General features: G+C 71.7%; 12 protein-coding genes. 8 read left to right on the top strand and 4 right to left on the bottom strand.

Annotated features, from left to right (window positions below; translation table 11 throughout):
• Window positions 1–19 precede the first annotated feature (19 nt).
• From CTJ15_RS08180 to CTJ15_RS08170, 3 genes are all read left to right on the top strand, one after another.
• Complete coding sequence (locus tag CTJ15_RS08180; RefSeq protein WP_075821346.1) at window positions 20–1,645, top strand: ABC transporter substrate-binding protein; 1,626 nt, start codon at window positions 20–22, stop codon at window positions 1,643–1,645.
• On the top strand, window positions 1,642–3,441 hold the full coding sequence (locus tag CTJ15_RS08175) for an adenine deaminase (protein WP_083755354.1): 1,800 nt from the start codon (window positions 1,642–1,644) through the stop codon (window positions 3,439–3,441). Before CTJ15_RS08180 ends, CTJ15_RS08175 begins: the two co-directional genes overlap by 4 nt.
• 67 nt (window positions 3,442–3,508) lie before the next feature.
• The gene (locus tag CTJ15_RS08170) at window positions 3,509–4,345 is read left to right on the top strand and encodes a creatininase family protein (RefSeq protein ID WP_099781457.1); all 837 of its coding nucleotides are present in this window, start codon (window positions 3,509–3,511) and stop codon (window positions 4,343–4,345) included.
• Window positions 4,346–4,354: 9 nt separating this feature from the next.
• On the opposite strand, the gene CTJ15_RS08165 is transcribed toward CTJ15_RS08170, so the two are convergent.
• Window positions 4,355–4,987, bottom strand: coding sequence for an HAD family phosphatase (locus CTJ15_RS08165; RefSeq protein ID WP_019460635.1), 633 nt, complete (start codon window positions 4,985–4,987; stop codon window positions 4,355–4,357).
• 197 nt (window positions 4,988–5,184) lie between these two features.
• Here CTJ15_RS08165 and CTJ15_RS08160 point away from each other — a divergent pair, with 197 nt between their 5' ends.
• From CTJ15_RS08160 to CTJ15_RS08150, 3 genes are all read left to right on the top strand, one after another.
• Complete coding sequence (locus CTJ15_RS08160) at window positions 5,185–7,641, top strand: circularly permuted type 2 ATP-grasp protein (RefSeq protein ID WP_019460634.1); 2,457 nt, start codon at window positions 5,185–5,187, stop codon at window positions 7,639–7,641.
• Window positions 7,638–8,507, top strand: a complete 870-nt coding sequence (locus CTJ15_RS08155) for a transglutaminase family protein (RefSeq protein ID WP_019460633.1) — start codon at window positions 7,638–7,640, stop codon at window positions 8,505–8,507. Before CTJ15_RS08160 ends, CTJ15_RS08155 begins: the two co-directional genes overlap by 4 nt.
• 422 nt (window positions 8,508–8,929) lie before the next feature.
• The gene (locus CTJ15_RS08150) at window positions 8,930–9,685 is read left to right on the top strand and encodes an SDR family oxidoreductase (RefSeq protein WP_075821344.1); all 756 of its coding nucleotides are present in this window, start codon (window positions 8,930–8,932) and stop codon (window positions 9,683–9,685) included.
• A gap of 42 nt (window positions 9,686–9,727) precedes the next feature.
• Here the strand turns inward: CTJ15_RS08150 and CTJ15_RS08145 are convergent, their stop codons facing one another.
• Window positions 9,728–10,747: a polyprenyl synthetase family protein gene (locus CTJ15_RS08145; protein WP_075821343.1), complete on the bottom strand. Its 1,020-nt coding sequence runs from the start codon at window positions 10,745–10,747 to the stop codon at window positions 9,728–9,730.
• A 92-nt stretch (window positions 10,748–10,839) separates the two neighbouring features.
• Between CTJ15_RS08145 and CTJ15_RS08140 the strand changes: the two genes are divergently transcribed.
• Together CTJ15_RS08140 and CTJ15_RS08135 are read left to right on the top strand one after the other, a co-directional pair.
• Entirely contained in the window at window positions 10,840–11,052 is a 213-nt protein-coding gene (locus tag CTJ15_RS08140) for a DUF2007 domain-containing protein (protein ID WP_019460630.1), read from the top strand.
• Complete coding sequence (locus CTJ15_RS08135) at window positions 11,049–11,792, top strand: tRNA1(Val) (adenine(37)-N6)-methyltransferase (protein WP_019460629.1); 744 nt, start codon at window positions 11,049–11,051, stop codon at window positions 11,790–11,792. The genes CTJ15_RS08140 and CTJ15_RS08135 overlap by 4 nt, the downstream gene beginning before the upstream one ends.
• Window positions 11,793–11,813: 21 nt before the next feature.
• Here CTJ15_RS08135 and CTJ15_RS08130 read toward each other — a convergent pair whose 3' ends face one another.
• Both CTJ15_RS08130 and CTJ15_RS08125 read right to left on the bottom strand, forming a co-directional pair.
• A complete protein-coding gene (locus CTJ15_RS08130) occupies window positions 11,814–12,092 on the bottom strand; it encodes a hypothetical protein (RefSeq protein WP_019460628.1) in 279 nt (92 codons plus the stop codon).
• 191 nt (window positions 12,093–12,283) lie between these two features.
• On the bottom strand, window positions 12,284–13,351 hold the full coding sequence (locus CTJ15_RS08125) for a ribonucleotide-diphosphate reductase subunit beta (RefSeq protein ID WP_019460627.1): 1,068 nt from the start codon (window positions 13,349–13,351) through the stop codon (window positions 12,284–12,286).
• Window positions 13,352–13,487 lie beyond the last annotated feature (136 nt).

Here is a 13,487-nt window from a genome sequence, read left to right as displayed (position 1 = left end):
TGCCACCGGACCACCCGCCATGCGCCTTCCACGCCTCCGCGACGCCCTTCTCGCCACCACCCTCCTGGCCGGCGCGGTGCTGGCGGTCGCGGCACCGGCCGCGGCCCAGGGGGGAGGCCAGGAACAGGACACGCTGCGCATCGGCATGGAGGCCGGGCCGACCAGCATCGATCCGCATTTCGCCAGCGTCATTACCAACTACGCCTATGGGCGCCACTACTTCCAGCCGCTGATGGAACAGGATGCGCGGCAGGTCCTGCGTCCGGCGCTGGCCACCGAATGGCGCGCGGTGGACGACCTGACCTGGGAAATCAGGCTGAACCCCGCGGCGCGCTTCCAGGACGGCACGCCGGTGACGGTGGACGATGTCGCCTTCACCATCGCCCGCGCCGGCGACGTGCCGAACTCGCCCTCCTCGCTCAACACCTATACCCGCCCCGTGAAGTCGGTGGAGCAGGTGGACGCGCACACGCTGCGCATCCACACCCATGCGCCGACGCCACTGATGGCGAACTACCTCTCCATGGTGATGATCCTCGCCAAGCACGCGGCGGAGGGGCTTTCCACCGCCGATTTCAACGCCGGCAAGGGCATGATCGGCACCGGTCCCTACCGCTATGTCTCCTGGACGCCCGGCGGCGTGGCGGTGATGGAGCGCTACGAGGAATTCGCCGGACCGAAGCCCGCCTTCCGGCGGGTCGAGTTCCGCCCCATCGCCAATGCCGGCGCCCGCACCGCCGCGCTGCGCGCGGGCGATGTGGACCTGATCGAGATCGTGCCGACCGACCAGTTCGACCGCTTCAGCAAGGACCCGGCCTTCGCCACCGCCGTCAGCCCCTCCAACCGGCTGATGTTCCTGACGCTGGACAGCGACCGCGAGGTGACGCCGCACATCGCCGGCCGTGACGGCAAGCCGATCCCCAACCCGTTGCGCGACGTGCGGGTGCGCAAGGCGCTGTCCATGGCGATCAACCGGGAGGCGCTGGTCTCGCGCGTCATGCAAGGCCAGGGCCTGCCGACCAACGACCTCGCCCCGCCGGGCTACTTCGGTGCCTCGCCCGAACTGGCGAAGCCGCAGACCTTCGACCTGCCGGGCGCGAAGAAGCTGCTGGCCGAGGCGGGCTATCCGGAAGGCTTCGCGGTGCAGATCAACGGGCCGAACGACCGCTACGTGAATGACGAGCAGGTGGTGCAGGCGGTCGGCCAGATGTGGAGCCGCGCCGGCCTCGTCGCCACGGTGGAGACGCGGCCGCGCGGCACCTGGCTGAGCGAGTCGGCGCAGTTGAAGTACTCGGTGAACCTGTCCGGCTTCTCGCCCAATCCGGAGGTGCTGGGGATGCTGGAGGCGCTGATCCACACGGTGGACCCGTCGCGCGGCTTCGGCCCCGCCAATCGTGGCCGCTTCAGCAATGCCGCGATCGACCGGCTGATCGAGCAGGCCCGCACCACCATGGACGACGGGGAGCGCGAGCGCATCAGCCGCGAGGCCACGCGCATGGCGGTCGTCGAACAGCAGGCGCTGATCCCGCTCTATTTCCAGACCAACACCTGGGCGATGCGGAAGGGCCTGCGCTACGAGGCCCGCACCGACGAGATGACGCTCGCCACCAGCGTGGGCAAGGCGCCCACGGGGAACGGGCAGTGAGCTTCGCCCCCGAAGCCCCCATTCCCACGGAGACCCGCCGCCGCGCCGTGCGGGCGGCGCAGGGCAAGGCCCCCTTCGACCTGCTGCTCACCGGTGGCACGCTGGTGGATGTCGCGACCGGCGAGCTGCGCGCGGCGGATGTCGGGCTGGTGGGCGGGCTGATCGCTTCGGTGCATCCGCCCGGCACGCGCGCCGATGCGGCGGAGACCCACGACGTGACGGGCCGCTTCCTGGCGCCCGGCTTCGTGGACAACCACCTGCATTTCGAATCCTCCTTCATGGCGCCGGTGGACTATGCCGCGACCGTGGTGCCGCACGGCGTCACCACCACCGTCTGGGACCCGCACGAGCTGGCCAACGTGCTGGGCGTCCCGGGGGTGCGCTGGGCGGTGGAGTCCGCGCGGGGCCTGCCGCTGCGCGTGCTGATCGCCGCCCCGTCCTGCGTCCCCTCCGCGCCCGGGCTGGAGGTGGCGGGGGCCGAGATCGGGCCGGAGGAGATGCGCGAGATGCTCCGCTGGCCCGAGGTCGCGGGCGTCGCCGAGGTCATGGACATGGCCGGCGTGCTGTCCGGCAGCGAGCGGATGGAAGGCATCGTCGCCGCCGGGATGGCTGCGGGCAAGAACGTCAACGGCCATGGGCGGGACCTGGCGGGCCCCGCCCTCCAGGCCTATGCCGCCTCGGGCGTGACCTCGGACCACGAGATCACCTCGGGCGAGGACCTGCTGGCCAAGCTGCGCGCCGGGCTGACGGTCGAGCTGCGCGGCAGCCACGACAATGTCCTGCCGGGCGCCGTGGCGGCGATCCTGTCCCTGCCGGTCTTCCCCGCCGGCCTCGTCGCCTGCACGGACGACATCTTCCCGAACGAGCTGGTGGCCAAGGGGGGGCTGCGCGACATGCTGGCGCGGCTGGTGGTGCGCGGGCTGAACCCGGTGCTGGCGATCCGCATGGCCACGCTGAACGCGGCGCTGCGGCTGAAGCGCGACGATATCGGCCTCGTGGCGCCGGGACGACGGGCGGAGATCGCCGTGCTCTCCGACCTGCCCGGCATGGTGGTGGAGCGTGTCTATGTCGCCGGCCGCCTCGTGGCGGAGGGTGGCCGGATGCTGGAAGCCCTGCCCCGCGACCTGTCCGATGCGCCGCGCGGCACGGTGAAGCTGGCGCCGCAGGCCCCGGAAGCCTTCCGCCTGCGGGTGAAGGGCATCGACAACGGATACGCGCGCCTGCCGGTGGTCGGCGGCGCCCGCGTGGTCCATTGGGCCGAGGCCGAGGTCGCGGTGCGCGACGGCGTGGCCGAGCTGCCGCCGGGCCATGCGCTGATCGCCGTGCTGCACCGGCACGGGCGGCGCGACCCGGCGCCGATGCTGTGCCTCGCCGATGGCTGGGGCGAGCCCGCGGGCGCCGTGGCCACGACGATCAGCCATGACAACCACAACCTGCTGGTGCTGGGCCGCGACCCGGCGGACATGGCGGCCGCCGCCAATGCGCTGATCGCCTCGGGCGGCGGCATGGCCGTGGCGGCGGGCGGCGCGGTGACGGGGCTGATGCCCCTGCCCATCGCCGGGCTGCTGGCCGAGACCCCGCCCGGGGAGACCGCCGCCAGCTTCGCCCGTCTGCGGGCGGCGGCGGATGCGGTGATGCAGTGGAAGCCGCCCTTCCGGGTCTTCCGGGGGGTGACCGGCATCTCGCTGGCCTGCAATCCCGGCCCGCATCCGACCGATCTCGGCATCACCGATGGTGGCACCGGGGAAGTGCGCGACCCGGCCCTGCCGATCAGGGCGGAGCCGGTTCCGGCCTGAAGGGCGGCGCGACGCCGGGGGCGGCCTTCCGGCGTTGCCGTGTCGGAGAGAAAGGAAGACGCCCGCCATGCCGATCCGCACGCGTTTCTGGGCCGAGCTGCGCTGGCCGGAATTCCGTGACCTGCCGGAGAACACGGTGGCGGTGCTGCCCATCGCCGCCACGGAGCAGCACGGGCCGCACCTGCCCGTCTCCACCGACCAGACCATCAATGCCGGCATCCTGGCCCGGGCGCTGACCCATTGCCCGCCGGAACTGCCGCTGCTGGTGCTGCCCCATCAGGCGGTGGGGCTTTCGGTGGAGCACCTGGCCTTTCCCGGCACGCTGACGCTGGACGAGGAAGGCTTCCTCGCGCTCGTCACCGCGATCGGCGCCAGCGTGGCGCGGGCGGGCGTGCGGCGGCTGGTGGTGATGAACGCCCATGGCGGCAACGGCGCGATGCTGGAGGTCGCCTGCCGCCGCCTCCGCGTCGCGCACCGTATCCTGGCGGTCAGCGCCCATTGGGACCGGATGGGACGCCCCGGGGAGCTCGCCGATCCGCTGGAGGCCCGCTACGGCATCCATGCCGGGCGGGACGAGACGGCGCTGATGCTGCGCCTTTCGCCCCAGGATGTGGACCGCGCCGCCATGGCCGACTTCCCCAGCGCCCGGCGGCGGCTGGAGGAGCAGGCCCCGGCCATCGCCTCCTCGCTGGGCGCCACGCTGGCCTGGCAGGCGCAGGACCTGAACCCGGCCGGGGCGGTGGGCGATGCCGCGAAGGCCACGGCGGAGATGGGCGAGGCGCTGCTGGATTTCGCCGCCCGGCGCATGGCCGGGCTCTGGCGGCAGGTGGCGGCGGTGGACCTGGACGCCTGGCTGCGGGATATGCCCGGGGACATGAACGGGGGGATATCCGGGGCGCCGTAGCCCCCGCCGTCAGGCCAGCGGCTTCACCGGCAGGCCCAGCGTCACCAGCGCCGCCCGCAGGTGCTCGGGCGAGGTGAAGTGGATGCCCTGCATCCCGAGGCCGGTGGCCGCCTGGGCGTTGGCCGGGTTGTCGTCGATATAGACGGCCTGTCGCGGGTCCACCCCGAAGCGTTCCAGCAGCAGGCGGTAGATGCGCGGGTCGGGCTTGATCAGCTTCTCCCGCCCGGACACCACCACGCCCCGGAACCAGCCCATGAAGTCGAAGCGCTCCTCCGCCACCGGAAAGGTCTCGGCGGACCAGTTGGTCAGGGCATAGAGCGGCACCCCGGCCTCGCGGAGCTCGCGCAGGATCTCCACCGTGCCGTCGATGGCGCCCCGGATCATCTCCGGCCAGCGCTGGTGGAAGGCATCGATCAGCGCCTCCTGCCCCGGGTGCTGGGCGCGCAACAGGGCGGTGGCCTCGGCCCAGCTCCGCCCGGCATCCTGCTGCAGGTTCCATTCGTTGGTGCAGACCCCGGCCAGGAACTGCTCCATCCCCGCCTCGTCCCCGGGGAAGAGCTGGCGGTAGAGGTGGCGCGGGTCCCAGTCCACCAGCACGCCGCCGAGATCGAAGATGACGATGCTGCGCGGTTCGGCGGCCATGCCGGGTTTCCTTCCGGATCGGGGTGGGGCGGAGCGGCGCAGACTGCCCGCTTCCGCCCGGGAAGTCAGCCACCCAGGAGGAATCGGCGCGCCGGGCCGGGACGGCGGCTGGCGCAGCGGGGGCCAGCCCGGCTAGATGAAAGGATGAGCGCCACCTTCCCGTCCGCCACCCCCATGCCTGCCGGGCCCTTTCCGGGATGAGTGCCGCCGCCGACGAGATGGTGGACGGCCGCGGCCGGGTCCGTCCGCACTGGCGCAGCATCCTGGGTGCCTTGTCCGGCCTGTCCGGCCCGGACCTGTCGGACCGCGCGCTCAGCCTGCACCGGGCGCTGGAGGAGGACGGGATCGCCTCGCTCCTGCCCTCCGAGGAGCGGGTGACGGCCTGGCGCTGCGACCTGCTGCCCATGCCTATCCCGGCGGGGGAGTTCGCCTATCTGGAGGCGGGGCTGGCGCAGCGGGGCCGGCTGCTGCAGGCGGTGCTGAAGGATGTCTATGGCCCCCGGCGCCTGCTGGCCGAGGGGCTGCTGCCCGCCGAGCTGGTCTTCAACAACGCAGGCTTCCTGCGCGCCTGCCGCACCACCGGCCCGGTGCCGCGCCCGCCTATGCTCAGCGTGCTGGCGACGGACCTGCAACGGGGCCAGGACGGGCAGTGGCGCGTGGCCGGGGATTCCATCGCCCGCATGGCCGGGCTGGCGCAGGCGCTGGAGAACCGCCGCCTGCTCGCCCGCACCATGCCGGAGCTGTTCCGCCGGGTGCCGCTGCGGCCGATGCGCCCCTTCCTGGAGGCCTGGCAGCTCTCGCTCCGCCATGCCCTGCCGCCCGGGCACGAGGAGGACGCCATCGCCCTGCTCACCCCGGCCGTGGGCGATCCGAGCTGGGCCGAGAACGTGGTGCTGACCCAGGCGCTGGACTGCATCCCGGTGGAGCCGGGGGACCTCACCGTGCGGCGGGGCCGGCTCTACCTGAAGACGCTGCGCGGCCTGCAGCCGATCGGCGCGCTGCTGCGGCGGATGCAGGGGCATCTGCTGGACCCGCTGGAATCCGATGGCCCCGCCGCGGGCGGCGTCGTCGGGCTGATGGATGCCGCGCGCAACGGCGCGGTGCGGATCGTCAACGACCCGGGCGCCGACATGGCGGAGGCCCCGGCGCTCGCCGCCTTCCTGCCGCGCCTCTGCGAGTTGCTGCTGGACGAGGCGCTGCGCCTGCCGGGGCTGCGCACGCTCTGGCTGGGCGATCCCGCCGCCCTGGAGGAAGTCCGCGCGGCGCCGGAACGGTGGATGCTGCGCTCCGCCACCGATCCGCGCAGCCCCGCCGTGCTCCTGGACCTGTCGAACCAGGCCCTTCTCGCCCGCCTGGAGGCCCGGCCGGAAGGCTGGGCGGCCACGGAGATCTCCCCGCCCTCGCAGGCGCCCTGCTGGGTGAGCGATGCCGGGGAGGATGGGACCGGCGCCAAGGTGCCGCTTCCCGTGCGGCTCCGCATGTTCCTGGCCGGTGACGACGCGGGCGGCGCCCCCTTCTGGCGGGTGCTGCCCGGCGGCTTCGCCCATATCCTGGAGGACGGCGCCCATGCCTTCACGCGGGTGCCGGAGGGCGGGCTGTCCAAGGATGTCTGGGTGCTGGAGGACGAGGCGGAGGCCGGGCTGCTTCCCGCCCTCCAGTCGCCGCCGCTGGCGCTGCGCCGGATGGCGGCCGGCATGCCGTCCCGGGCCGGGGACAACCTGTTCTGGCTGGGCCGCTACGTGGAGCGGCTGGACACCGCCGCACGCCTTTCGCGCGCCGCCCTGGTGCGGCTGGAGCGCGACGCCCTGTTGCCGCACGAGCTGGCGGAGCTGCACACCCTGGCCCGCTGCCTGGTGCCCGCCGGGCTGGTGAAGGTGGAGGACTTCCCCGTTGCCGGGGATGCGGGGCCGTTGCGCCGCGCGCTGCTGCGCGCCGCCCGGCCGGATGAAGCCCTGTCCCGCGCCTTCGGGCGCATCGCCCGGCTGGTCGAGGCCACGCGCGACCGCCAGACCGGCGACATGCACGACGCTTTCCTGCAGCCCTTGCGGGAGATGCGGGACAAGCTGCCCCAGGTGCGCGACCTGCAAGCCCTGTCCCGCCTGCACCGTGCCGCCATGCGCTATGCCGCCGGGGTCGCCGGGGTGGCGGCGGAGAACATGGTGCGCGGCGGCGCCCATACCTTTCTGGACCTCGGGCGCCGGGTGGAACGGGCCCAGTCCATCGCCTCCGCCCTGTCCATGGCGCTCGACCAGCCGCCGGCGCGGCTGGAGGCCGGGCTGCGCCTCGCCCTGGAGCTGTGCGATTCCGTGATCACCTACCGCACGCGCTACCTGGCCGCGCCGCAGGCGGAACCCGTGCTGCGGCTGGTCCTGGCCGATGCCGGCAACCCCCGCGGGCTGGGCTTCCAGTTCGCCCGCGCACGCGAGCTGCTGGAGAGCCTGGCCGGCCTCGATGACAGCCTGGCCGGGGAGGCGGAGGCCCTGTGGCAGGAGACCTTCGCCATCGCCGAGGGGCCGGCGGCCGTTGTGCCCGCCCGGCTGCGGGGGGTGGAGGAGCGCGCGGGCAACCTCGCCGAAGGGATCTCGCGCCAGTATTTCACGCTGCTGCCGCAGGCGCGGTCGCTGGTGCCGGTCATCGGGCGGGGGATGGCATGATCCTGCGCGTCCGGCACGTCACCAGCTATGCCTATGGCCATCCGGTGGAGATGGCCACCCACATGCTCTGCCTGACGCCGCGCGACCTGCCGGCGCAGCGCGTGCTGAGCACGGGCCTGACCAGCACGCCGGAGGCCGCCCGGGTCACCACCGGGCAGGACCATTTCGGCAACCATGTCACCTGGCTCTTCCTCGACAGCCCGCATGAGCGCTTCGAGGTGGTGACCGAGGCGGTGGTGGATGTGCGGTTCCCGCCCCCTCCCCCGGCCGGCTCGACCCTGCCCTGGGAGGCTGTGGCGGCCCTCGCGCCGCGTGATCCGGAGGCCGCGGAGTTCACCTTCCCCAGCCCCATGGTCCGGGTGGGGGATGCGGCGCGGGACTTCGCCGCCGCCTCCTTTCCCGCCGGCCGGCCGGTGCTGGAAGGGCTGCTGGACCTGAATTCCCGCTTCAGGAAGGAATTCCGCTTCCGCTCCGGCGTCACCGGCATCGCCACGCCGGTGGACGAGGTGCTGCGGCGGCGCGAAGGCGTCTGCCAGGACTTCTCCCACGTCATGATCGCCGGGTTGCGCGCCCTCGGCCTGCCGGCGCGCTATACCTCCGGCTATATCCGCACCTATCCGCCGCCGGGGCAGCCGCGCCGCGTCGGCGCCGACATGTCCCATGCCTGGGTCGGCGCCTGGCTGGGGCCGGAGCTCGGCTGGCTGGATCTGGACCCGACCAACGACATCCTGCTCTCGGAGGAGCACGTCCTGCTCGGCTGGGGACGGGATTTCGGCGACGTCTCGCCGCTGCGCGGCATCATCCTGGGCGGCGGGCGGCACAAGCTGGAAGTGGGCGTGGACCTGGCGCCGGTCGGCGAGGACTGATTCCGGACGGCGGAACGCGCCAACCCATGGGCGCGCGTGCACCGGCCGTCGCCGCGGAGCCATGCTCTCCGGCATGATCCCCCGACGCCGCTTGCTTCCCGGAGCCCACTCAGGTATAGGAATAAAATCAACCCACATCGTGGCGCAACGGCCCCCCGGGAACACGAGCCTGGGCACTCCCCCGGTTCGCGACACCGGGCACGGCCCTGCATCCGTCCGGTCGGATAAAGGGCTAAAATCCTAAAATCCTAAAAATCGGCACGGCGCGCGTGACGGAAGGCCCTGGCCCGTGAAGGCGGACGGCACCGGCTCGCGACGCGTCCGGCGGCCTGCGTTCCGCCGTTCGATGACACGTCTCCCTCGTCTTGCCGCAAGGTCGCGGGCGACGCAGGCTGCGCCCGCATTCCAGGGAGTGGGACGAGATGACGGAATCGCGGATCGCGGTGGTGACGGGTGCCGGCTCGGGGATCGGGCGCGCGGCCACGCTGGCGTTGCTGGCCGATGGCTGGTCGGTGGCCCTGGCCGGGCGGCGGCGCGATGCGCTGGAGGAGACGGTGGCGCAGGCGGGCGAGCATGGCGGCCACTGCCTGCCGGTGCCGGCCGACATCACCGACGCGGCCTCGGTGAAGGCGCTCTTCGCCACGGTGAAGCAGCGCTGGGGGCGGCTGGACCTGCTGTTCAACAATGCCGGGCGCGGCAGCCCCGCCGTGGATTTCGACGAGATCAGCGACGACGACTGGTTCGGCGTGGTGGCGGCGAACCTGAACGGTGCCTTCCTCTGCGCCCGCGCCGCCTATGCGATGATGAAGGCGCAGGACCCGAAGGGCGGCCGCATCATCAACAACGGCTCGATCAGCGCCTATGCCCCCCGGCCCGGCAGCGCGCCCTATACCGCCACCAAGCACGCCATCAGCGGCCTGACCAAGTCAATCAGCCTGGACGGGCGCAAGCACGGCATCGCCTGCGGCCAGATCGACGTGGGCAATGCCGCGACCGAGATGACCGAGCGCATGACCCGGGGCGTGCCGCAGGCGGACGGGCGAATGATGGTGGAGCCGCGGATGGACGTGGCACATGTCGGGCGCGCCGTGGCCCATATGGCCGCGCTGCCGCTCGACGCGAATGTGCAGAGCATGACCATCATGGCCACCGCCATGCCCTTCGTCGGGCGCGGCTGAGCCAGCGGACCGGGGAGGACGCCGCCCTCCCCGTTCCACGCCTCAGCGGGCGCGGGCGATGCAGAAGCGGATGATGTCGGACAGGGCCTGGCGCTCCGGCCCCTGCGGAAAGAGGTCCAGCGCCCGCTGCGCCGAGCGGCCGTAATCCTCCGCCAGCGCCAGGGTGGCACCCAGCGTGTCGTGTCGGCGCATCAGCTCCAGGGCGTGCTCCAGGTCGCCCTCGCCCTGCTCCCGCTCCTCCAGCACCCGGCGCCAGAAGACGCGCTCCGCCTCGTCGCCCCGCTGGAAGGCCAGCAGGACCGGAAGGGTGATCTTGCCCTCGCGGAAATCGTCGCCGACCGTCTTGCCCAGCTCGGCTTGGCGCGCGGAATAGTCCAGCGCATCGTCCACGAGCTGGAAGGCCATGCCGAGGTCGCGGCCATAGGCATGCAGCGCCTCGGCCTCGGCCTCCGGCCGGTCGGCCACCACGGCGCCGATCTCGGTGGCGGCGGCGAAGAGCGCGGCGGTCTTGCCGGCGATGACCTGGAGGTACTGCTCCTCGGTCGTGGCCGTGTCGTTCTGGATGACGAGCTGCAGCACCTCGCCCTCCACGATCGTGGCGGCGGCCTGGCTCAGGATGGCGAGTACGCGCAGCGAGCCGTCGCGCACCATCAGCTGGAAGGCACGGGCGAAAAGGAAGTCACCCACCAGAACCGAGGGCTTGTTGCCGAACAGCGCGTTGGCGCTGGCCTGGCCGCGGCGCAGGGAGCTCTCGTCCACCACGTCGTCATGCAGCAGCGTGGCGGTGTGCAGGAACTCCACGCAGGCGGCCAGGGCGGCATGGCGCTCCCCCCGGTAGCCGCACATGCGCGCGGCGGCCAGGGTGAGCAACGGCCGCAGGCGCTTGCCCCCGGCCGCGACGATATGCGCGGCGAGCTGCGGGATCAGGGAGACCGGGCTGTCCATGTGCTCGACGATGAGCCGGTTGCACAGCTCCAGGTCGTCGCGGACCAGCTCGGTCAGAACCACGAGCGCAGCCTCGGGATTCTCGTCGTCGGGCGTCGGCGTGACGGCTACGCTCAAGCAGGAAATGACCTTAGAAGACCGGCCGGCAACATAACCATGACGGGCAGCCACGCCAAGGCGCGCGCACCCACAACCCTGCCGGAGCACGCATGCACATCCTGGCCACGGGCCTCGACCCGGTCCGCCTGAGCTTCCTGCAGGCCTTGTTGCGGGATGCGGGCATCCCGTCCATCGTCCTCGACGCCCATGTCAGCGCCGTGGAGGGCGGGATCGGCGCTTTCCCCCGCCGGCTGGCGGTCCGGCAGGAGGATGCCCGCGCCGCCGAGACGGTGCTGCGGGAGGCGGGCGAGACGGGCGCGTGACCGGCGGCCCCATTCTCACCGAGGACCGGCTGCTCGATGGCCGGGTCCTGCTGCGCCAGCCCGCCGACGGGCTGCGGGCGGGCCTGGATGCCGTGATGCTGGCGGCGCATGTCCCGGCCCGGCCCGGGGAGGCGGTGCTGGAGCTCGGCTGCGGCAGCGGTGCCGCGCTGCTCTGCCTGCTGGCCCGCATCCCGGGCCTCGAAGGCATCGGGGTGGAGCGCGACCCTGGCCTAGCCGCCCTCGCGGCGGAGAACCTGCGCCGGAACGGCTGGGAGGGGCGCGCCCAGGTCCGGACCGCGGATATCGCCTGCCCGGAGGCCCTGCCCGGCCGGGGATTCGCGGCGCATGGCCTGGCCAATCCGCCCTACTGGACGGGCGGCACCGCCTCGCCCGATCCGCGCCGGGCGGCGGCGATGCACGAGGCGGAGCCGGTGCCGCTGCCTCTCTGGGCGAAGGTCCTGGCCCGGGGCATCCGCCCGGGCGGGTCCGCGACGCTGATCCTGCCCGCGCATCGGCATGGCGAGGGCTGGGCGGCCTTGCGCGGGGCCGGCTTCGGGGCCGTCTCGCTCTTCCCGCTCTGGCCGAGGGCCGGGCGGGAGGCGAAGCGGGTCATGTTGCAGGGCTGGCTGGCGCGGCGGGGGCCGGACCGGGTTCTGCCCGGGCTGGTGCTGCATGAGGGCCCGGGCTGGTCCGCCGGGGCGGAGGCCGTGCTGCGGCAGGGGGCCGCCCTGCCCGGCTGAGCGGCGCGGCCGCCCCTCGCTTCAGCCCTGCGCTTCCGGATGGCGCAGCAGCCAGAGCCGCTCATGCGCCGCCACGAGGCTTTCCATGTTCTTGCGCCGGTTGACGTCCGGATGCACCGGCTTGCGGGTCAGCATGACCTCGAGAAGCCGCAGGAGATCCTCCGCGACCTCGAAATCCTCCTGGTCGCAGGCATGGTGGAAAGCAATCAGGATCTTGTCCGAGAGGCGCCGCGTCTGCCGCGGGGCCGAGCCTGGACGCGTGCCCGGCTTTGTCGTCTCGCTGCTATCGTTATCAGCCATGTCGAGGCCGGCACCCCACGCTATGATCGGATGGATTGACGTCATTTCGTCAAATACACGCAGTCCAATTTATCCGGTGCCAGCGTGCACGAAACCCCGTCACTGTACCGTCATTTTCGACCGAAGAAACACAAATTTGAGACACCGCCCGTCATCCTGGGCAGTGCCTCCCCTGCTTTCTCCGATTTCGCTCAGTGCCGGGAGCGTTCCGAGACAGAAACATCCTTGGATTCCGCGGCGGAGGCGTTGAACACGCTGTCCTCGAAAGCCTCTTCCCAACTTCCGGTTGTGGAAGCCTTGGAATACTCCGTGGCACGGTTCTCGAAGAAATTCGTGTGCTCGATGGCATTCAGCATCTCGTCGAGCCAGGGCAGCGGGTTGCGCTCGATCCGGTAGACCGGTTCCAGGCCGAGCTGCTGCAGCCGGCGGTCGGCGATGAAGCGGATGTACTGCTTCACCTCCGGCGCGGTCAGTCCCTGCACGTCGCCCAACTCGAAGGCGAGGTCGATGAAGGCGTCCTCGTGTTCCACGATCGTCTCGCAGATCTGCGTGATCTCGCGGCGCAGGGCCTCCGTCCAGATCTCCGGATTCTCCTGCACGAAGGTGTGGAAGAGCTTGATCACGGACAGGCAGTGCAGCGTCTCGTCGCGCACCGACCAGGTGACGATCTGTCCCATCCCCTTCATCTTGTTGAAGCGAGGGAAGTTCAGCAGGATCGCGAAGGAGGCGAAGAGCTGGAGCCCCTCGGTGAAGGCGCCGAAGGCGGCCAGCGTCTTGGCGATCTCGGTCTTCGAATCGACCGAGAAGCCCTGCATGTAGTCGTACTTGTCCTTCATCTCCTTGTACTTGAGGAAGGCCTGGTACTCGGTTTCGGGCATCCCGATGGTGTCGAGGAGATGGCTGTAGGCCGCGATATGCACCGTCTCGATGTTCGAGAAGGCCGACAGCATCATGAGCACCTCCGTCGGCTTGAACACCTGGGAGTAGTGCTTCATGTAGCAGTTGTTCACCTCCACGTCCGACTGCGTGAAGAAGCGGAAGATCTGCGTCACGAGGTTGCGCTCCACCTCGGACAGGTTCTTCTGCCAGTCCTTCACGTCATCGGCCATCGGCACCTCTTCCGGCAGCCAGTGGACGCGCTGCTGCGTCAGCCAGGCGTCATAGGCCCAGGGATAGCGGAAGGGCTTGTAGACCGGATTGGCGGTCAGCAGGTCGAAATGCGGCGGCATCTCGTCGGAGGGGTTGTGGCCATCGGGCATGGGGCGTCTCGCTGCGTTTTCAGTCTGTCTCGTTGGCGGCGCGAGGAAGGGGGCCGGTGGGGCGGCCTCCATGCCGGGGCGCTGGCCCCCGCCACCTTCCGCCGGGGGAGCCCCCGCCGCGCCGGACCCGGCTCCG

The organism is Roseomonas sp. FDAARGOS_362, assembly GCF_002754815.1.
GTDB classification, from domain to species: Bacteria; Pseudomonadota; Alphaproteobacteria; order Acetobacterales; family Acetobacteraceae; genus Roseomonas; species Roseomonas mucosa.
This window is presented reverse-complemented; position numbering and strand designations above follow the sequence as displayed.